The sequence below is a fragment of the Pseudoalteromonas sp. SG41-5 genome (assembly GCF_014164495.1).
Classification (GTDB): Bacteria; Pseudomonadota; Gammaproteobacteria; order Enterobacterales; family Alteromonadaceae; genus Pseudoalteromonas; species Pseudoalteromonas rhizosphaerae.
Genome location: NZ_JACJFH010000066.1, coordinates 1 through 21,987, shown reverse-complemented (window position 1 = coordinate 21,987; position 21,987 = coordinate 1). Strand labels below are relative to the sequence as shown.

At 39.2% G+C, this 21,987-nt stretch carries 17 protein-coding genes and 1 pseudogene; 1 reads left to right on the top strand and 17 read right to left on the bottom strand.

Annotation, left to right across the window (positions count from 1 at the left end):
• The first annotated feature begins 12 nt into the window (after window positions 1–12).
• Window positions 13–1,008 (top strand): LacI family DNA-binding transcriptional regulator, encoded by a 996-nt coding sequence (locus tag H5232_RS15930; RefSeq protein ID WP_149982868.1) that lies wholly within the window; start codon window positions 13–15, stop codon window positions 1,006–1,008.
• Here H5232_RS15930 and H5232_RS15925 read toward each other — a convergent pair.
• From H5232_RS15925 to H5232_RS15845, 17 genes and pseudogenes are all read right to left on the bottom strand, one after another.
• On the bottom strand, window positions 980–2,194 hold the full coding sequence (locus H5232_RS15925; protein ID WP_182718946.1) for an oligosaccharide MFS transporter: 1,215 nt from the start codon (window positions 2,192–2,194) through the stop codon (window positions 980–982). The two genes, H5232_RS15930 and H5232_RS15925, sit on opposite strands and share 29 nt — an antisense overlap.
• Before the next feature lie 61 nt (window positions 2,195–2,255).
• Window positions 2,256–4,268 carry a glycoside hydrolase family 32 protein gene (locus tag H5232_RS15920; protein ID WP_182831174.1) on the bottom strand — a complete coding sequence of 671 codons (2,013 nt, stop codon included), beginning with the start codon at window positions 4,266–4,268 and terminating at the stop codon, window positions 2,256–2,258.
• Window positions 4,255–5,592, bottom strand: a complete 1,338-nt coding sequence (locus tag H5232_RS15915) for a sugar porter family MFS transporter (RefSeq protein ID WP_182718944.1) — start codon at window positions 5,590–5,592, stop codon at window positions 4,255–4,257. The genes H5232_RS15920 and H5232_RS15915 overlap by 14 nt, the downstream gene beginning before the upstream one ends.
• A gap of 50 nt (window positions 5,593–5,642) precedes the next feature.
• On the bottom strand, window positions 5,643–7,352 hold the full coding sequence (locus tag H5232_RS15910) for a RagB/SusD family nutrient uptake outer membrane protein (RefSeq protein ID WP_182761301.1): 1,710 nt from the start codon (window positions 7,350–7,352) through the stop codon (window positions 5,643–5,645).
• A gap of 33 nt (window positions 7,353–7,385) precedes the next feature.
• Window positions 7,386–10,325: a SusC/RagA family TonB-linked outer membrane protein gene (locus H5232_RS15905; protein WP_182831173.1), complete on the bottom strand. Its 2,940-nt coding sequence runs from the start codon at window positions 10,323–10,325 to the stop codon at window positions 7,386–7,388.
• Between the two features lie 230 nt (window positions 10,326–10,555).
• Entirely contained in the window at window positions 10,556–11,473 is a 918-nt protein-coding gene (locus tag H5232_RS15900; protein WP_182718941.1) for a carbohydrate kinase, read from the bottom strand.
• 408 nt (window positions 11,474–11,881) lie between these two features.
• Entirely contained in the window at window positions 11,882–12,634 is a 753-nt protein-coding gene (locus H5232_RS15895) for a DJ-1/PfpI family protein (protein WP_182718940.1), read from the bottom strand.
• Between the two features lie 296 nt (window positions 12,635–12,930).
• A complete protein-coding gene (locus H5232_RS15890) occupies window positions 12,931–13,380 on the bottom strand; it encodes a hypothetical protein (RefSeq protein WP_182740504.1) in 450 nt (149 codons plus the stop codon).
• A 15-nt stretch (window positions 13,381–13,395) separates the two neighbouring features.
• Window positions 13,396–13,968, bottom strand: coding sequence for an SMI1/KNR4 family protein (locus H5232_RS15885; RefSeq protein ID WP_182761302.1), 573 nt, complete (start codon window positions 13,966–13,968; stop codon window positions 13,396–13,398).
• Window positions 13,969–14,071: 103 nt separating this feature from the next.
• Window positions 14,072–14,341, bottom strand: a complete 270-nt coding sequence (locus H5232_RS15880; RefSeq protein WP_182718937.1) for a hypothetical protein — start codon at window positions 14,339–14,341, stop codon at window positions 14,072–14,074.
• Between the two features lie 579 nt (window positions 14,342–14,920).
• Window positions 14,921–15,430: a ClbS/DfsB family four-helix bundle protein gene (locus H5232_RS15875; protein WP_182718968.1), complete on the bottom strand. Its 510-nt coding sequence runs from the start codon at window positions 15,428–15,430 to the stop codon at window positions 14,921–14,923.
• Between the two features lie 460 nt (window positions 15,431–15,890).
• Entirely contained in the window at window positions 15,891–16,301 is a 411-nt protein-coding gene (locus H5232_RS15870; RefSeq protein WP_259398532.1) for a hypothetical protein, read from the bottom strand.
• A gap of 48 nt (window positions 16,302–16,349) precedes the next feature.
• Window positions 16,350–17,222, bottom strand: a complete 873-nt coding sequence (locus tag H5232_RS15865) for an alpha/beta fold hydrolase (protein ID WP_182718936.1) — start codon at window positions 17,220–17,222, stop codon at window positions 16,350–16,352.
• A 761-nt stretch (window positions 17,223–17,983) separates the two neighbouring features.
• Window positions 17,984–18,517: a hypothetical protein gene (locus H5232_RS15860; RefSeq protein WP_182718935.1), complete on the bottom strand. Its 534-nt coding sequence runs from the start codon at window positions 18,515–18,517 to the stop codon at window positions 17,984–17,986.
• A gap of 569 nt (window positions 18,518–19,086) precedes the next feature.
• Window positions 19,087–19,929 (bottom strand): bifunctional transcriptional activator/DNA repair enzyme AdaA, encoded by an 843-nt coding sequence (locus H5232_RS15855; protein WP_182718934.1) that lies wholly within the window; start codon window positions 19,927–19,929, stop codon window positions 19,087–19,089.
• Window positions 19,930–19,939: 10 nt separating this feature from the next.
• Window positions 19,940–20,704: an SDR family oxidoreductase gene (locus H5232_RS15850; RefSeq protein WP_149982876.1), complete on the bottom strand. Its 765-nt coding sequence runs from the start codon at window positions 20,702–20,704 to the stop codon at window positions 19,940–19,942.
• Between the two features lie 514 nt (window positions 20,705–21,218).
• A pseudogene (locus H5232_RS15845) lies at window positions 21,219–21,439 on the bottom strand (transposase); the annotation flags it as partial.
• Between the last annotated feature and the right edge of the window lie 548 nt (window positions 21,440–21,987).

Sequence of the window (21,987 nt, the reverse complement as noted above, 5' to 3'; positions counted from 1 at the left end):
TCTTATTCTAGTATGGTTACAATTAAGCAAGTCGCTGTCCACGCAGGTGTTTCATTTAAAACTGTATCGCGAGTGGTCAATAATGATCCAACAGTCAAAGATATTAACCGCGAGAAAGTTCTTAAAGCGATAAAAGAATTAGGTTATCGTCCTAATCGTGCGGCAAGTTTAACGCGACGTAAAAACTCAAACATTTACGCAATTATTGCTGATGAACTGCTTAGTGTTCCTTATACTTTTGATATTATTCGTGGTGCCCAAGAAATTGCGTGGCAGAAAAATAAAGAACTGTTGATCCTCAATGTTAACGAAACCCAAGCGAGTATAGACAGAGCTATAGAAAGCCTTTTAGAGTATCGCGTAGAGGGCGTTATATATTCAGCAATGTATCATCGCCAAGTTGTGGTAGCTGATGAACTAAAAAAAATACCAACAATTTTAGCTAACTGTTTTCCTGCTTTGAATAATTTCCCTTGTGTAGTACCTGATGAACAGCAAGCCGGTGAAGATATTACTGACGCGTTAATCCGTAAAGGCTATCGACGAATTGCTTTCTTAAACTTAAATGAGCATATAGTTGCTGCCAAAGGCCGTAAACAAGGCGTTATAAATTCATTTAAAAAGCACGGCTTACCACTCGATGATTTACTCATTGAATCGGTGATTATTGGTCAAGCCGATGGTAGTGAGATTTCTACTTCGAGAGAGTCTGCAGCGCGAGTAATTGACGAGTTTAAACCTGATGCAATTATTTGTGGTCAAGACCCCATGGCGCTAGAAATTTACTTTGTTGTGCATGATAAAGGAATGATCGTTGGTAAAGATATTGGTATAGCTAGTTTTGATGATTGGGGCAGTATTCCACAATTATTACAACCGAATTTAACTACTATGGCATTACCACACCATGCTATGGGACGTTGGGCAATGGAATACCTCATAGAGCAGCGCACTGATATTGTTCACCACCACTTACCATTTAAACTAATTGCTCGTGATTCGTTTTAATTGCATCTGCCTTTAATGCAAAAAGCGATAATACAATAAACACACACACAACCAAACCCAAATATTGGTAGGCTAACGCAAAGCCTACATTATCATATACTACACCTACAGCGACGGCTAACATTGACGCCATCAATTGCGTAGTAAATTGAAAGCCAATGATATAGATCATGGCTGAATAACGAGCTTCAAAGTGCATGTTTATATATTTAAACAATGCAATTAACATCAGCGGTAACTCAATTGCATGTAACAATTTTAATACACTAATGCTGATAGAGTCATTAACAATCCCCGAGCAATATATTCGTATCGCCATCAATACACCACTTAACAGCAACGAGTTTTTAACGCCCAAATAATTCACCCATTTAACAGCTAAATACAAAATAGCCGCTTCAAGAATTACTTGCGCTGAAGTTAAATAGCCAAAAAACTCTCGACCTTGCTCTGGGGTGTCAAAAAAAGAGGTGTAATAAATAGCAAATTGCTGATCAAATACCGCATAAATACAACTAACACCGATCACAAATACACTTAAACGCCACAATCCTGCGATTTTAAAAAATGCTGTAAGCTGTTTTACAGGAGAAAAAGTTCGAGAAGGCGCTATTTCGGGCTGATTTTTTGCGACCTTAACAAAGGCTAATAACCCCATTAAGCAAACCGCCGCAATGCTTGATAACCAATAATTTAAACTAGGGGATAAATTAAAGGATAAACCGGCAAAGTAGCTTGCCATGGCCCAACCTAGTGACCCCCACATTCGAGCTTTACCAAATTCAAAATTCGTCGAGCGACTTTGTTTATCAATATAACTTTCAAGTGTCCCGACTCCAGCCAAAAATGCACATGAAAAAACAGCACCTCCTAAAATAGCAGCCAGATAAAACTGTGTTTGTAGTAAGGGTGCGTATACATAACTGACAAATGGACCAATCAACATTATAAAAAATGCAATGAAGTAAAGCAGTGTTTTTTGTAAACCGAGTTTATCTTGCAAAATGCCATAACAAGGCATCACGAGTAAAGCCATGATGGAATTGATACTAAAGATGACCCCTACTTTAGCACTGTTGAGGCCTACTTCTTGACTAAGCCAAATTGGAAAAAATGAAAATGAAAATGACCATGCCATAAAATAAATAAAGAATATGGCGCTTAATAGCCGATAATTACTACTCATATATCGCATAGCCTTATAAAAAGTAAAACGACTCTATATTACTATAGAGTCGCTTCAAAGGTTATTTTTCTATTGCTATATTGTTTAACTTTACGTCACTAAGCGACAAAGGCTGATCAGCGCTAACTCGTATTCTATTGTAAGGAGAGGTTGGAAAAACAATAGACGTCATAGAGCTAACTCCCTTATTAACAAATACTTCTATCGACGCTTTATCTACCCATATATCAACATCGTAATACTCAAGGCCCTTCTGTAATGGTGCAGTTTGTAAAGACGCAAAGCCATCTTCAAAGTCTTTTAAACCCGACTGTCTGCGGTCTAGTATTAGTTGTCCTTGAGCTGGGTTTAGTTGAAGCTTAGTGTATTCATCCGTTGCAGAGCTAAGCACGATATCAATAACTTGTTCAGCGTTTGCTACACTAAAACTCACCTTAAATTGCCCAGGTTCAACAGTAAAAAGTTCATCTAACTGATAGCTATTCGCGCCAGTTAATGTTGCCTTTTGTTGTGGTTTACTCAATAAACTATCTAACTCTTTAATAGGTTTAGATGCCAAACGCACGCCTGCTGGCGTTTGCAATAACTTTAATTCTCGGGGAATCGTCATTGCGCTGCGCCATACCTCAGTCGGTACTTGGTTTGCGTATTGCCAGTTACTCATCCACCCCATAAATAAGTGTCTACCGTCTTGAACATCAGAGAAAGTTACACCAGCATAATTATCAGTGCCGTAGTCTAACCATATTGAAGGTTCGTACTTTTCATTTGCTGCTTTATCAGAAAACACGATGTCAGCAATTTTTATATGCCCCCAATCACCACGTTCATTGTCTACCACTTTAATATAAGCTTGCTGGCCTTTTAATTGACTCACATTCCAAGAGCGCTCGGTCATCGTACCTGTATTGTTACCACTTGCAGTTTTAACTATTTCGCCGTTTACTAACAACTGTATTGCGGTACTATTGTGATGCTTTCCGCCTGCAATTTTAAAGTTAATAAAATCATGGTCGATCGCAAATGATTTTGAGGTTAAGGTGCCTGTTGCCTTATCCGAATCTTTAAAAGAACTAGCAATGGTATTGGCTGGTTGATCATTAACTATATGAAATGCATCACCAGATACTTGCCAATTTTTTAAACCATTTTTGAAGTTAGAAAAGTCTAACCCTTCGGGAAACGCAGCTGGTGTACCTGTAAGCATTTTTTGATAATCACTATCTAATACAAATTTTTCACCATCGAAATCACCAATAAAGTATTGTGTACCAGAGCCACCATTTGGCGCACCAGGGTTAATACTCACTAATAACACATATTTATATTCATCGGTGCCTTCAATGCGCACGCGAATAAGATCTGGACACTCCCATACTCCTGCGTGACTGCCCCAATCAGCGCCAAAGTTACTTTCAAATTGCCATGTTTTTAAATCTTTTGAGCTGTAAAAACCAATATGATCATCTTGAGCCAATACCATAACCCATTGCTGAGTATCTTCATGCCAGCTTACTTTAGGGTCACGGAAGTCGCGGATCCCAGGATTTTTTAATACCGGGTTGTTAGCATATTTTTTCCATGTACGGCCTTTATCAGTGCTATATGCTATACCTTGCGTTTGAAAATCAATCGCTCCCTGTGCAGCCTTTTTATCATCATGATAGGTAAATATAGCCACTAATGGTGGGTTTTCTTTACTGCCAAAGCCGCTGCTATTTTGCCAATCAACTACCGCACTGCCAGAGAAAATAGTGCCGTGCTCATCAGGAAACAACTTAATTTCTTGATGCTGCCAATTAACCATATCTTTACTAATTGCGTGCCCCCAATGCATTGGCCCCCATACAGATGAATCAGGGTTATGCTGGTAAAATAAATGATACTCACCTTGGTAATAAACCATACCATTGGGATCATTCATCCAATGCTTTTCTGGGGTAAAATGAAAAGCAGGTCGAAACGCCTCTTTACTCGGTTTATCTTCACCCATAGGGGCTGTTTTTTCAGTTTGGTTTGTCATACTACATGCTGCCAAAAATGATGAAATTAAAACTAAATTAACGGTTCGCATCGAATGCTCCATGTTTATTATTGGTATCTAATGAAATTGCTTCTAAAGAACGTCCTTTTGTTTCTGGCATAAACCACGCAACAAAAATCAATTGCCCTAACATCATTAAAGTAAAGAAAGTGAATACTTCAGTGGCACTAAAACGTTCTAAGAAAAATGGCATAAGTAAAGTGATTGCTGCGGCAAAAAACCAATGCGTACCGGAGCCCAAAGACTGCCCTTTTGAACGAACTTTGTTAGGGAATATTTCTGCAATGAAGACCCAAATAACGGTACCTTGGCCAATGGCATGAGCGGCAATAAACACAAATACAAACGCTACAACCGTTAAACCACCAGAGTCAGTACTAAACGCCCACGCCACGACAGAGAGCGAAATAACGTAGCCAATTGAGCCAATGTACATCAGCGAACGGCGGCCAAACTTATCAATCAACGATAAACCCAGCATGGTAAAACATAGGTTAACCACGCCAATCCCAGCGCCAGAAAGTAATGATTGATTTACATCCAACCCTGCAAGTTCAAATACGCGCGGTGCATAATAAATGATAAAGTTAATGCCAGATAATTGATTAAATGCGGCAAATAAAAATGCAAATAAAGCCGCCTTATTGTAACTACCACCAAATAGCTTTGATTGACTGTTTTGTAACTTGTCGCGTTCAATGTCATTTAATACTTGGTCTGGGTTTTGTTCACCTAAAGTCACTAAGATTGAACGCGCTTTAGTTTTCTCATTTTTCTTTTGCACTAACCAACGTGGGCTTTCAGGTGCCTTAATGATCATTAATAAATAAGCCAGAGCAGGTATTGCCTCCACACCTAACATTAAACGCCAGTCAATTGCAGATGTTCCTGCAATTAAAAAATTAGAAACAAACGCAACTAAGATACCAAATACAATTTGAAACTGATAAAGCGCAACCAAACGCCCACGGTACTTAGCAGGTGCAATCTCAGAAATATAAGCAGGTACAACAATTGAAGAAATGCCCACTCCCACGCCACCAATGAACCGTAATAAGGCGAAGCTATATGCGTCAGGTGCCATGGCGGAGCCAAGCGCCGAAATTAAAAACAACACTCCAACTAAAACTAATGTGGGTTTTCTACCCCACTTATCGCATGGGTAATTACCGGTTAAGGCACCCAGTAGTGTTCCCCATAAAGCTGAAGACATAATAAATAAGCCATGAAATAACGAGCTCGTATTCCATAACGCTTGAATAGGTTTATCCGCACCGGATATAACTGCTGTATCAAAGCCGAATAAAAAACCAGCAACGGCAACGGTGACTGACCAATAAATAATTTTTTTCATAATCACTCTTAAAACTTAACGATTAAAAGGTGGGCCGAAACCCACCACTATTAATAACCTGGGTTTTGTGTGTACGATCCACCACTTAAAATCATCTGCTGGTTCGGAATAGGTAAATACTCATCACGACCTTTAGTGAAAATAGCATCGACCAAATAAGGTTTACGTACAGCTTCAATAGCTAAGTAACTATCAATAGTTTCTTTCGCTATTCCCCATCGAACTAAGTCAAAAAAGCGATGTCCTTCAAGCCCTAATTCTAAACGTCGCTCAAAGCGTAGTGCCGCTCTTGCCTGTTCTTTAGAATCAAAACTTGTATATAAGCCCATGTTATAAATACTCGCGTTGTGTAATTTACCGGTACTATTTTTAGCACGCTCACGAATACGGTTAATAATTGGCAATGCTTCGTCATACCTATCTAACTCAATTAATGCTTCAGCTTTCCAAAGCAATACATCAGCGTAACGAATGAGCGGTGTATTTAATGAAAAGATAGGAAAAGGGCCATTCTCACCACGACAACTACAGTCAGGGTGTTCAAGATCTTTCATTGCCGTAAAGTTGCCATAAATACCAGGGGCACGTGCCCAGCTATCACCGCCATGAATTAAGTTTTCGTCATACTTAAATGGTTTACCTTCCATTGCCACAGTGTGATCTAGGCGAGGGTCAACTGAGTCTGTCGTCATGTCGTAGTTAAAGTCGTTAAAAGAGTCGAATAACGGCAAACCTTGTTGGTCTGTTTTAAACGCATTAACGAAATTTTCTGTTGGTACATGAAAACCACAACAGCCAAAACCACCAGCCATTGGCGCATTTAATGCACTAGGCCAGCTACCACGTCCATCTGGAGAGCCGTCATTTAGAGAGCGCTGAATAGCAAAAACTGACTCTTTACCATTCTCACTTTCAAACAAAAAGTTATTCGCGTAATCATCAAATAAACCATAGACGCCCGCTTCTTCAATTTCATCAACCAGAGCCACCACTTTTACAAGTTTATCTTTATTAATATTAATAACTTGATGTAGCTCATTCTGCTCATACGCTTGGTAGAGTAGTGTTTTAGCTAGATATGCCTTAGCTGATAACGCTGAAGCGCGCCCAACATCTTTTTGGGTTTGTGGTAGGTTGTTTGCAGCAAACTCAAAATCTGCAGCAATTTTATCCCATAACTCTTGATCGCTTAGCTCACGATTAGTAGCGCTAAGAATTTGATCTTGAGTCATTGTTTCATCAATCCACGGGATATGCTTATGATGTATTTTTAAATCAAAGTAGAAAATACTGCGAATGAACCGCAGTTCGGATTGTTTTGCAGCACTGTTTTCAATGGCATCTGGCGCATTTGCGATTACCGCTAATGCTGAGTTTGCTCTTGAAATACCGGTGTAATTACGTACCCATTTTTTGTTGTTCAAATCAATTAAATCTGGCGGGAAAGACTCCATATCAGGCACTATTGGTTGATATAAAGACAAAGCATGATAAGCAAAGATATCACCAGGTCCATTACCGCCTTTATGGGCGTCTCCAGCGCGTAAGTTTCCTGTCGGCCATAAAAAGTTAGGTGCGGTATAATGATCGTTTCCTAGATATGAGTAGGCAGCAATAATCAACGCATCTACATTTTCACTGTTAGAAACTTGCTCTTCGGTTAATACCCCAGAAGGTGCAACATCAAGATCAGAACCACCACACGATGCTAAAGAAAGCGCGAGTGTAGCTGCTGTAAATAGTGTTTTAATTTTATTCATAATATGTGCTCGTATCGTTGTCGTTTTAATAAATCAAAAAGAAAGGTTCACGCCTAACGTAATACGTTTTGGAATTGGGAAGTTGCCGTTTGGAGTTTCTGGATCCTGGCTTAGCGTCCCTGACGGAGTAATGGTCAATAAGTTACTTCCCTGCAAATAAATTCGTGCAGAACTTATACCGTATTGACTTAACCACTGTTCATCAGGTGTATAACCGATAGATAAGTTACGAAGCTTTATGTAGCTGCCATCTTCCCAAAACAAACTTGATTGACGGCCTTCACCATTGTTATCGATTAAAGTTAATGCCGGTACATTGCTGTCAGTATTGTTAACTGACCATGCATCAAGAACGCGATCACCGTAGTTAGAGCCTATATTTAATGATGTGAAGTCAGTAAATCCACGCCAGCTATTACGTATCTCACCTCCTTGAACACCTTGCCAGAACATATTGAAATCCCAATTTTTGTATTTGAAATTCATGTTCAATCCATACATAAAGTCAGGATCAGTATCGGTGAAAAAGCTTTGATCGTTTTCATCAATCACGCCATTGCCGTCTAAATCTTTCCAGCGAACTCGGCCTAAACCAGCCCCAGATTGCGCTGCATGAGCATCTATCTCACCTTGATTTTGGAATAACCCATCGGCGACATAACCATAAATAGAATTGACTGAATGACCAACAATCGTTTTATCATCACCATTACCACCAAATGAATTCACAACGTCCTCTGGTAGTGAGACAACCTTATTTTTAGCTGAAGAAATGTTAAAGCTAATATCGACATCGATATCACCATCTAAGCTATCAAAAGTAAGGTAATCGGCGTAGCCAATAAGAAACTCAAAACCAGAGTTTTCAATCGTGCCACCATTGACCCATTGCTGAGCGCCTTCACCCAATGTTGCAAGTGGATTGGTTAACGTTAAAATATCCTCTGTGGTTTTTTCAAACCAATCGATACTGCCGTATATGGTTTCGTAACGCATGCCAAAATCAAGACCAATGTTTGTTTGCGTTGATGTTTCCCACTTTAGGTCATCATTCCCTGTTTGTGCTTTTACAAACCCAGAAGGAAGCGTGCCGCCATTTGCACCGCCTATATCATAAGCGGTCCCTTCATCTTGCTGATCAGTGAATAAAGACCGAGTTGCATAACGGCTTAAATAGGTTGTATATGTTGCATCGGTAGGGATTTCTTGATTACCCGTTTTGCCCCAACTAGCTCGAAGCTTTAAGGTAGATAAAAATTCAATATCATAGAATGATTCGTTGCTGATCACCCAACCTGCAGAAATAGCAGGGAAATTACCGTAGCTATTATTACTACCAAAACGAGATGAGCCATCGCGACGTATTGTTAAACCTGCTAAATAGCGGTCATCAAAGTTATAGTCCATACGCGCGAAATAAGAATTAAGAGACCATTTATCGCCATCCCCTTCCACACGAACATCACCCGTTGCTTGTGATAAATGAGCATAATCACGATCATCAGACGCAAAACCTGAACCAAAACCAACAGATCCTTCATACTCATAATCTATTTGTTCTGTACCGACCAAAAACGTAAAATGATTTGCATCTAAATCAAGCTTATATTCTGCGGTATTAGTCCAACTAAAACTGCTATTCCAGTTTTCTGTCACTGACAGCTGATCACCATAGTTTAGCGAGCCAGCTTGAAAAGCACGGGTATAGTTTCTGAAGTAGTATTGCCCGTAATCTAAACCGATAGAGCTTTTTAGTGTTAAGTCCTCTATTGCCTCATATTCAACAAAAATATTTCCCATTAATTTATTGAATCTACTAACATTGTCTCGATTCATTTCAATTAGTCTAACCGGATTATCACGGTCAGTTACACCAGGGACGGGTCCTCCCCAGCCACCTTTATCGTTGTACACAGGAACGATAGATTGTTGTTCTATAGCCAAAGTTAGAATATTACCGGCCAGATCATTAACCAAGTTTGATTCTTGATTTGTCACTATAAAGTTTTCACCAATCTTAAGCTTATTTGTTAGCTGATAATCAGAATTAACGCGAAAGCTTATTCGTTCAAACTCTGAGCCATCAACAACACCTTCTGAGCCGAAATAGCCAAGTGAACTATATATCGAAGCTTTGTCTGAACCACCTGAAACTGAAAAGTTAAGATCGGTTACTTTTGCAGAGCGCGTAACTTCATCAAACCAATTAGTATCAGCTGGGCGTTGCACCTGTGCAGCATCCGTAAACTCAGGAAAAACAACGTTGTTTAATTGAGGGTTATTAAAATCATTATTCCAATCATAGCTATAAAGAGAACTTGCTGCATTTGGATCTGAGCCGTCGTTTACTGCAGCTTGCCAAACTGCTTGTCCCCTTTGCTGTGTATTTAATGGATTTAATTCATAATTAAAATCATCATATGACTGATTAAAAGAGAAATTAAAGTCGAGCCCTTCATTCCCTTTTTTGGTGGTAATAATAATGACCCCATTACCAGAGCGAGCACCAAAAATACTTGCAGCTGCCGCATCTCTTAGCACCTGTATATCAGCAATATCATGGCTATTAAGTTCATGCATGCCTGATTTAGTTGGTACACCATCAATAACATAAAGAGGATCGTTATTACCTAAAGGTCCTAAACCTTGACCACGAATACGCACTGTTGCTGCAGAGTTAGGTGAACCATTAGTTGTAATTTGCAAGCCAGGCACACGCCCCTGCGAATTTTGCATGATATTACCTGAAGGCTGATCAACGACATCTTCAAGCTCAACTGTGCTCACTGCGCCGGTTAAATCTTGTTTTTTAACACTTCCATAACCATATGAAACTTCAATAACTTCAATACCAACCTTGGCCGACGCTTCTTCTTGCAGTTGTTCAGCGGCAAAGCTGTTGGATGGCAGCCAACAACCTATCAATACTGTACTAACACTCGCAGCAAGCTGGTTTTTCCTAAATCTGAGCATTGTGTGTGTCCTCATTTTAATTTTATTTTTTGAATGTTGATTTCATCATTCAAATTAACAACGTTGTCTTTTTGGCGTAAAAAATATCTTTTTACACTTTGTTGTTTGGCTTGATCGGTCTAACACAAATAAACAACGTTGTCTTTTTAACATTAAAAAAACATCTATTCAATATAAATAACAAAATATTTTATTAAAAATATGTATAACTTGAAATACAACGCTGTACGCTAACATGGTTCAATAAATTCTAAGATTTGCTGATGCGTTATATCTGGTGTTGCCCCTAGCTGCTGAGCAACCATAGCTCCTGCAGCACAAGCAAAATCTATTGCCTGTTGCGGATCGTTTTGAATGCACAATTGATAAATTAAAGCCCCCAAAAACGAATCCCCTGCACCAACAGTATCCACAACATCGATCAGGTAGCCTGAGTTATAGTAGTTTTTACCTTTAATCGATAATAAAGCACCATGGTTTCCTTTCGTCACGCACAAAAACTCTGTGTTGGTTTGCTTTGCTATAAATGCTAAGTTTTGCTCTAATGAATGGTATTTACACCCCATTCCTTTTGCTATTTCATATAGTTCTTCATCATTTAGTTTGATAAAGTCAGCGCTATTCATTAATTCTATTAAGCTCTCAAGTTGATAGTGAGGAGCTCGTAAATTTACATCAAACACTTTAAACTTCGCATGTTCTAGTAGTTGCTTTAAAGTTATTAATGAAGTGTCGGTACGGCCAATTAAACTACCAAACACAAAAATATCCGTCGATTCAACTTTGCCAATAATTTCATCAGTTAAAACAATATTATCCCAGGCAGTATCAGGCATAATTTCGTACTTAGCAGAACCATGGCTATCAAGTGTTACCTGCACCGTACTGGTATTTTTGTTTGGGTTTACAGCAATGTACTCTGTACTCAATTGCTTTTCTTTTAATTCGTCAAGCAGAGCATCACCTAACTCATCCTCCCCTACTGCACTTATCATTTGTGCATCAATTCCAAGTGATTTAACCCTAAAGCACATATTTAAAGGTGCGCCTCCCAAACGCTTAGTTGCGCCAAAACAGTCCCAAAGGACCTCCCCAAAACAAACTAGACTAATTTTATTAGCCACGTTTTGATTCACAATTATACTCATTCAAGAGCTTCCTTATACGCTTCGTATGGTCAGATAACGGATTAGACAAAGTTCAACTTACCTTTCACTTCATAGAAAGTAAGATATTAAATTTCAATAACTTAAACATTTTTAACTTAAAAATTAAAATGCAGATATATTTGTTAAATAAATGTCGTGAGATATTATTTCATCTAAGCAACAAAAAGACAACGTTGTTTATTTAAGTTAATAAAATTAACTAAATGTCTATCTGCAACTTATAAATAAAGCAAATAATATGCTTGAGAGTTTAATTTATGAATTTTTACCGCAAACTTTTATCCCTAAATGGTATTTGGAGTAGAAGTTTACCTCGAGTTCTAACGGATCGCTGATAACTCGTTAACTTGTGTTGACAGAGTTAAGGCTCATATGTGTTATGTGCATTTACTGCTTGTGAGAAATTATCATTTCTTTTGCAACTAGAGCAGCTGAAGGTAAAAACATTGTTGAAACGATTCTTTGATCAACGACCACTTCGTGTTTATCTTCTAAGGTTTTTTTGTTTTGTGCAATAGCTCCATTTTTATTCAACTGACTTTCAACAAGGAAAGGTAGCAGAGTACCTTGTTTAGCCCATGACTTAGATTTTTCAGTAGAATTAGGAAAACCAGCAATTTTTTTACCTTTAACAAGATACTGACCAGAAGATAATAATACATCGGCAAACGCACCGGCACCGTGACCACCTGCACCAATAATACCGCCAGATTCATAAACTTTGGCGATAATTGATTGTAATTCCTTGTTATTAGCTACATCAAATAATGGGCCATACCCTCCACCAATATAAATTCCCCAGTAATCATTTGGATTAATTTGTTCAGGAGCAAAGCTGTTTTTCGCTTTATCCATAAAGCCTTCATATTTAATGGTGTAACTACTAATACCCAACGGATCCATCATGAACTCAACCTTTCCTCCATTTGGAGAAACAAAATCGACATCATAACCATGGCTCATAAAAATATGGTACGGTGGAGCAACTTCCCATAAATTATTTCTCGCATCGTGTTTTTCAGAATCCCCCATATCGATCATATTTGATGCGATGATTAATACTTTTTTTGTCGACTCTGCGCTTAGGTTAGTTGAAGTAAACAGTATTACTGAAAGTAAAATAGATATAAAAAGCTTCATTGTTTTCTTTTTTTAAATGATTAAATTCATTATTTAGACGATACAATTGAATAAAAGGTTTAAATACGGAATCAGCCTAGACACTTAAAGCCCCAAGATGCCGACGAAACGAGCGTAGCGAGTTAAGGTCGGAATAATTGGTTTGTTATATGACGACTTCACGTCGTGGCGCTCCATCACAAGTTAAAATAATTTCTTTTTTATCAGTAAAGACTAAAAAACGTTTTATCGCTCTCATTCCAGACTACATCTATTAGCCTATCAATGCAGTTGTCATCAACGCTTTATTAAGCAATTTACCATAAATCAAGCCTATCAATTTCAAACTCGACTGAGCCTTGGCAAGGTAGATCACCGAACTCGATAAGAAAACCTTGAACCTCAATAACCCCTTCATTTTCATCAATTACTTTGCCACAACCTATGTATGAATAAGGCCCCGTTTTTTCAATTCTTTCTTTAGATGCTTCTGCAATCATTTCTACCGGCCAATCGGCAAGGTACGCCGCTCTAACGTTGGCATCTAGCACTTTAAGGAGGTTATTAACTTTATCACCTATGGAGTATTCACAAATGTGACAAAAAACGTCAACGGCTGAGTGTTCATTTTCAACAGTTACTAATGCTGTTTCATCCGAGTAAAACTCAATATTCGTCACTTTAAGTTGATTGATCATATGCACCTTACAGGTATTCCACAATGCCCACATTAACACTGCTTCCCAAAAAAATAGAAGCCAATTCAAGAGACTCCACTAACGTTAATCCGGGTTTAAAAACTCAACTTTTTCTGTTAAATACTCTGAACCGAATTCTTTAGCTATGATTGCTTCTACCTCTTCGTCAGAAATAACGCCAGAGTGCTGCCCCATATTTTTTACCTTTGATTTTGCCAGCAACATAATGTGCTCAGCCCAAGTAGGTTTAGATTCTTCGAGTAAAGACGCCCAAAGTTGTAACTGTTTTTGCACTATCTCGTCTTCATCACAGAAATTAGATGCTTCTTGTAAGCAAATTCGATATATCCACCCTTCAACTGAAGGCGCATAAAAATCAGCAACGATATCATCATGTGGACATAAAATGACCCTGCCATTATTTTTATTATCCAAACACCAAAATGCAACACCATGGAAGACACCAATTGGCAAAATACCATCAAGTACGCCCTCAGGAGCTATTTCAATTTTCAATACATTTGAGCTTGAAATCCACTCTAACAAATACATATTGTAGGAGCTGTCTTTTGTAATACCCTGTTCGATCCAATCACGGTAAGATTTAGGTAACTTACCAATACTGCGCTCAATATTTTCTATTTCTTTAGTAACCACAGAACCTCCTCTTAAATATCGTTCATATTAACTGTGAAATTGCTTATTAGCTCCATATCACGTGCTCTGTTACTCTGTTCACAAGTCGCACTGCAGTAATTTGCTATGTTTTTAGTGCAATCGCATTGCCCACAAAAATAGACAGTTTATCAGCTATTTTCTCACAGCCACCTGCACCCGACTTTATCGTCGAAACAAGCTCTTCAGTGCTGAGTGCCACATCATGCAACACTTCATAAAGAGGCGGATCGTCGCTTTGATCCGTTGGAATTACAAAACAATTATCAGCCCAATCAGCGCCATAACCAATAACAAGATAGTTTGCTGGCAACACATACATCCCTGAGTAGGAATCACAATTAACTTCTTCCATAAATCAATGTTCACAATTTGAATCTCTTCAATGCCATCAAAGTCTTCTTCTGGTTCAAATTTTTGCCAGCCAAGAAGTAAATTGCAAAATAGGTGTGGACATTGCCTCGATATACCACTTAGGAATAATACCGCCTATTTTTTATTTAATCGTTTTAACTTTTCTAAATCAGCCCGTTCTCCGTTTTGGTCTGACTTTGCTATGAATGCAGCTATTTCACTATCAAATGATATTTAAACTACCTTAATAAATATAACGAGCCTGTTGAATAACTCGTTTTAATTTATTTTTATTGATGGATTAACCATAGCCGAGTTCCTATTTTGATTCAATCGACAACTGACTTTCACGTAAAATATAAAAAAGAGGACTTGGTGTTGTTTTAATTGGCTTTTTTTCAAAGTATTACAGATATTTAAGTGGCTTATTTGCGGTGATAAGGGCTTACCTTTGCAATGATGAAGCCACATCGGCCGACGAAGTAAACAAATTTGTTTATTGATTTATAATTGACCGTCACTGAATAAAAAGGTCAAAAAGAATACTAGTGCCTATTAATAGAGTTAAGGCTCATATGTGTTATGTGAATTCCCGATTGAAGCGCCGAACTTTTGTTCGCATGTTTTTCATAGGTGATGACGTATTAAATTGAATCATGCGCCCTAGAGTCCATCGCTCATACCACGCAACACCATACAACTCATGATTACTTAAACTTGAAATGAGTAAAAGTATCTCGTGAACCGTAGACTCCAGCTCAACAAGCAGATCATCGTATTTCCAGTCACGATATTTTTCGTGGAAACTTTCAGCTAGTAACCCAAGTTGATTCCATTTGTAGTCAGTTTCAGGGAAATCTACATCCTGATTTTGAGACTTTAGATGATGCCATTTAAGGACCAGTTTGCCCCAACCAATCAGGTAAGCAACTGTGTCACTAACGCTAATGATTGTACCTTTGATATTTCCTTCTACGCCCAATTTACGAGCTTTGCTTTTTGAAATTGAGCGATAATCAGCCATTAGTTTTGGGAACACTGAGTTTATGGCTAACTCCAATTCATCCTTATTTCTTGGCACAGAAGACAATTTAACCTCCATTCACATAATGCCTTGCATTTGCGGCGGTTTTGTAGCGCGGTACGAGCGGAAAAACCGTCCAACCACTCAGTAGTTTATGCAACATGCTTTTGTTATGTTTTTTCATTCACCAACTCCTGCGCAACCTGTAGCTGAACTTGATGCATTAACCATAGCCGAGTTCCTATTTTGATTCAATCGACAACTGACTTTCACGTAAAATATAAAATAGGATTTAGTGTTGTTTTAATTGACATTTTTCAAGTTGTTACAGATATTTAAGTGGCTTATTTGCGGTGATAAGAGCTTATCTTTGCAATGATGAAGCCGCATCGACAGACGAAGTAAACGAATTTGCTTATTGAATTAAAGTTGATTTTGAATTGACCGTCACTGTATAAAAACGGTCAAAAAGAATACTAGTTCCTATTGACAGAGTTAAGGCTCATATGTGTTAAAGCTCTGCAATTTATTGCCAAAATATAGTGGATATCTGCCCCCAAGCAGCCAATACTAAACAAAATTGTATAGACATCATGATCGATGCAATATCCAATTTTATTAACTTACTTTGCAACTTTCCTCTTAAAGAAATCCATAAAGAAAATAAAAGTGTTATTGGCAAAACCCCTGATAAAAAAGCCAAGCAAATACTTGCCGCAGTAATATCACCAAACTTTAGAAAGGATTGATTAACATAGAGATATATGGACAAGCTAAATAGTACAAGGTTTATAAACCCCCATTTAATGCGCCTTAAGCCATCTTTATCGCGTTTAACAACTCTAGTTAATCCTACTAAAAAGATATAAATCAGTCCAATTAGACCATTACATAATGTGTTGGCATGACTTTGCGTTGTTTGCCAAAACCATGACAACTTAACATTGTTGGAGTTAAGGCGCTTGTTATGTCTTGCTTACTCATTTCAAAGTTTATTCAATAAATAATTAATCTCTGCGATAACAATCTCTGGTTCATGTTTTTGTATGTAATGCTCTGGAGTTGTTGCAAATGTAATTTTGGTATCTTTAGATAAAGTCTGCATCTTATTTAATTCGGTAGAATAAGACTTTTTAATACGCTCCCAGACTGCTGGATGCCAGTTATCTGGAGTTTGATTTGCAGGCACCCAAATTGCGTCTCTGTTCCAAAGTAATACATAAGGTGTGTCACCAAAATCGTCGCTTTGCTGAATGAACGTTGAACTAGTTCTCATATTAATTTTTTCTAGATTATCAGGAGCACCATGCCAGCTAGCAAGTTCAGCTTCCATATTCTTCTTGGTATCAGCATCATATGTGTCATTTTTTGCATCCCACTTTTTTATATGGCTTCTAAATTGGCCATACAATGAAGGATCTACAAGTAAAATGGCGCTGACCTTTTCAGGGTAAAGGTGATTAAATAACTTAATAGGATATGAGCCATAAGAGTGTCCAACCATTACGTAAGGAGGCTGAATTCCAGCCCTTTGTAACAATACATTTTGATGCTCAACAATAGTGCCTAGATCATAATGGCCTTGCGATTTATCACTTTTCCCCAAGTTGGCTCTGTCATAAATACACACTCTATTTTTTTTGTGAAGTGATTGTATTACCTTCTTCCAGTTTCCGTCTTCAACCGTACCACCAAAGCCAGCATTGATAATTATTGAAGGGGAGGCTTCACCATAACATTCAATAAAAAGGTTCACTTTATCTACTTGATACAAGCCTGAAACACTTGGTTTAATGACGTCTTTTGCAGATACGCCAAAGGCTACGATAAATAATAGAACTAAAAGTCCAGTTTTCATTATAAAATCCCTTATATAGCTAATTTAGAAGTAAAATTTAGCACTTAAAATATAACGAGCCTGTAGATTAACTCGTTTTAATTTATTTTTATTGATGCATTAACCATAGCCGAGTTCCTATTTTGATTCAATCGGTTACTTCTATTTTATCTAAAAGTAAATATTGCAAAAATTTTTGTCTGTCCTTTTATTTCAGCTGAACATCTAACTGGATATAAGGCTGAGCATGAATCAATTGGGTGAGTTAATAACCAACAAGGTTTAACCTGATTATATGCCTACAGACCTAAACCACTTGCCTTGATTAGACACTCAGTACGCGTGCATTAATACAATAAACAAAGTCGCTTACACCTGACTTGATAACTGCGTTACGCACCTAAATATAACTGGATCACAATGATGAAACCAGCCGCCTTGAATAGTGCCATGATAAGGTTAACCGATGAATGTCTCGGCTCTAGCATCCTGCTTCGCTCTACCTTCTAAATCCATTTAGTCGTAGTGCCCCAGCGACTCCAAAAGGATATGGGAAAAACCTGGCTGCGATGAGCTCGCAATAATCGATTACTGCGTAACGCGCCTATATGTGTTTGCCGTAAGCTACTTGCTTAACCGCCGCATCGGCCGACGAAGTAAACGAATTTGCTTATTGAATTAAAGTTGATTTTGAATTGACCGTCACTGTATAAAAACGGTTAAAGAAAATACTAGTGCCTATTGACAGAGTTAAGGCTCATATGTGTCACATTTTGTCATTGCTACAGCCCGAATAGATTAAGAACTCGACTTGAATAGAGCTGCGAATTAATCACAAGAAGCTCTTTCACTGTGCTACCGCTATTGCCAACTTCGCCTTCCAGGGAAGCACCATTTTGTAATAATAGTGAAATAATTTCCGGTTTATCCGCAACTTTGTTGTATCCATGGCACGCCGGCCATAAGGCCTCTGATGGATTAGCGCCTTGCTCAATAAGCTTTTGAGTAAAGCTAAGCCATTTATCAAAATTTGGATTTAGACCATGGCCAAACTTTACAGCTAATTGAATTACGCTAGTCTCAGGCCCTGCTGGCATTTTTGCCTTTACGTTAGCCCCCAACTCTATGAGCTTGTTGGCAAGCTCAAAATCTTCGCATTGCATGGCATACATCAAAGGAGTCTTGTCTCTGCAATTAGCGTTATGGTGCCCAACTGTTTCGATTACGCCCTTATCCTTTGCAAGGATACCAAGAACTGAATCCTGGTCGTGCTTTTCGATTGCAACAAACAACTTTTTAATTTCTGCCTTGGTCATGCGTATTCTCAAGAAATGTAACGAGCCTGTAGAATTACTCGTTTTTAATTTATTCTTATTGATGCATTCACCATAGCCGAGTTCCTATTTTGATTCAATTAGTTACTTCGATTTTACGTAAAATATAAAAAGAGGACTTGGTGTTATTTTAATTGGCATTTTGCAAGGTGTTTGAGTGGCTTATTTGAGGTGATAAGGGCTACCCTAATTAGTGCATCGTGTTTTGCAGCTTTTCTCTATTATGAACTAAGCAATACAGTTGCCGCAGTGTGAAGTGAAAGCATTCACTTTCGTTTGTCCGCGCAAGGTCAATTTGCTCAGCGAAATTGATTGGAATGAATTTATTTTGGTAGGATAAGTCTCGCTTGACTCCTCACCCAACGAAAGAGCCATAACGATTTACCGTGGGTGAATAATATTTACTAGATCATAGCTTGATAGTAGATTCAAGGTTAAAAGTTGAACAACTAAAAGTAGGTGCATTCGTTCCTGTAAAGAGTAATTCTACAGCCTCAACGCCCGCCATCTGCCGCGCGGGGTAAGATAAGAACGTCAGCTGCATGACATTGTTATAGCGAAACAGGTTCATCACGCATTTTTTCCCATGTTTGTACCATAAGCTTCTTGGCTGGCCCCCAACGGTAACCACCAAGTGCACCACTGTGCTGTATTACCCGATGGCAGGGGATCAGTAAAGCAACAGGATTTGCTCCAATGGCGTTACCAACCGCTCTTGCAGATTGGGGCGCATTGAGTGCTGTGGCTACCTGAGAATAGCTAGCCACTGCGCCCGGTGGTATTTTCAGCAGCGCCCGCCACACAGCTACCTGAAAATTCGTACCTTTCACATGAAGCGACAGCGGACCATGTTTGGCAGCTGTATCACTACTAAAAAACGCATCAATAACATAGTGCGTAGATGTGATGCTTTCAACAATCGAACTCAATGGCCAAGCGTTACGCAAGTCATCCAGCAGCTCTTCAATGTAATTGAAGTCCATGAACTCAACCCTACAAACACCACGCTGTGTTACAGCTACAAACATAGGCCCCAGTGGTGTAGGGTGCACACCGTATTCGATACGTAGCTCCTTACCCTTATTTTTATACTCCCCCGGTGTCACTGCCTCCAGCTGCACAAAGTGATCATGCAACCTTGAACTACCGCTTAAGCCAATCTCATGTGAAACGTCGAGCAGAGAGCGGGATTTATCCAACAACTCCTTGCTACGCTCCAATGTCAGGACCTGCAAAAACCGCTTTGGCGTGGTACCCGCCCAACGACAAAACAACCTCTGAAAATGATACGGACTCAGATGCACATGGGCGGCTATCTCCTCTAGAGCGGGCTGGGTAGTTGCACGATCTACCAAGTATGCCATAGCACGTGCGATACGGTCATAGTCTGACACACTCTGCCTCTCAGACACGATTTATGGATACACCGCCATCTACCAACATCGCAGAACCAGTTGTGAAACTGGATGCATCGGATGCTAAGTACAATGCGGATTGAGCAATTTCATCTGGTGTCGCCATACGCTTGAGCGCATGCAGGTTACGCACAAACGCCAATGCTTCTGGCGTATTAGCAAACTCACGTCCCGCTGGCGTATCAGTACCACCAGGCAAAAGGGCATTGACCCGGATATTCTGAGGCCCATGCTCTGACGCCAGCACTTGAGTCAAACCAATAAGACCAGCCTTACTGGCTGCGTAGGCAGCCATGCCTGGCATACCTGCGGTGTAACCAACGAAGGTAGAGGTGAAAATTAACGAACCTCCTTTTCGGGCAGCCATGGCGGGCAGCTGGTACTTTGCGCCCAAAAATGCACTGGTTAAGTTGGTCGCAATAACTTGATTCCAGTCCGTGAGCGACATCTGCGGCACAGGGCACATAGCACCCAGAATGGCAGCATTGTTAAAAGCGATATCCAGGCCACCAAAGTGGCTTACAGCCTTATCTACCAAAGCTTTGGCAAAAGCTTCTTCGCCAACATCACCGGCTAGTGCCAGTGCCTGCCCACCTTCAGTCTTGATTAATTCCACCAGTTCATCAAGCTCCTTCTGTCGCCTTGCTGCCACCACTACGGCAGCACCTTCTCTCGCAAAAAGCTTCGCGGCTGCGTAGCCAATGCCGGTGCTGGCACCAGTAACAATAGCAACTTTGTTGGCCAATATGTTCATCGATTATTTCTCCTAGCTCTGCTGACAATTAAAGGGCATATGCCCGAACAGATGCTATATTAGGAGGCCGAACGATTAATGCCGACCCGAATCTTGCTGAATTTCAATTGCGCTATAACATTTTAGTATTTATGCGACACGCAGTTTGTGTTGCATAATCGCTTGTCGGACTGAGGCGCTACCTGCTCGATGTGTAGAGTTGGTGTTGTTTATGCTATGGACTTTACATATATAGAAAGGCTTTTTATGACCTAAGCTATAGCAAGCAAATTTAATTAGTGTGCCTGTCGTATCTATGCTGTCCCTGCGTTACTCAGTGTTTATTATCTATCCATTAAACCTAATGTTTAACCCTTAAGCAATTATATTTTTCGTATGCACAGTCGTTACTGACCTGAGCAATTAAGCAGGTTAATTAGCTGATTTGATGCAGCAAGCTAGGCCGCTAACTCGTTCGAACTATTTAATTTGTCGCTACATCTAAATTAATCGCAACATACTAGCTTGGCAGTGCTGGCAACTTATTAGCTTGTCTAATCAATGCTTCGATTACTGGCTTTGTTTTATTACTAGGTACTTTCGCTAGCATTACATACCTAGAATGTCGTTCAACTAAGGTCGCGATAAAGCTGTTTTCTGAGCCTTGGTTCAAGTCCAACTCCCAGTGATCTGGAACAGCTCTGTCTTCAACATTTGATGACCTTTCACTATTGGTACAGCGTCGACTATCTTTCCTAACCCTTTACCTTTCAGCAGCAACTAAATAAGAGAGCCACTCTAATTGAACAAATAAAACTGTGTCACTAAATTTACTTTTCAGGTTCAGAATTTATCTTTTATTGCGGGGTTATTTTTATTTCACCTATTAAATAAGTCATTAGCCCTATTAAACCTAAATTACACGCATGAAGATCACTGCAGGAAATAGAAACGGAAATAAAAAGGACAGACACATATTTTGTGTCAGAAAATTTAGCACCTCTCCCGTTGTGGATAATCGCATAATTATTTTTTCACATACTGTTAGTGTTAGTTACAGAGCTTAGAATTGAGGTGCTTGGAAAGGATTTTAGGCAAAAAAAGGCAAAGCTAGGCCGTCACTTTGTTCAATAGTGTATTTTTAAAACAACCTAATAAAGATGCAACTGTTCAGCCTGCGCCTTTGTACCATTTTACATCGTTGCTGGCGGCTTGCTGCTTTAACCGTTGTTTGCTGCCTGCAAAATTTGAGTACTGCTGCCTGAAACGTTGAATTGATTCAAGCCATTGCGCTTCTTCTATAT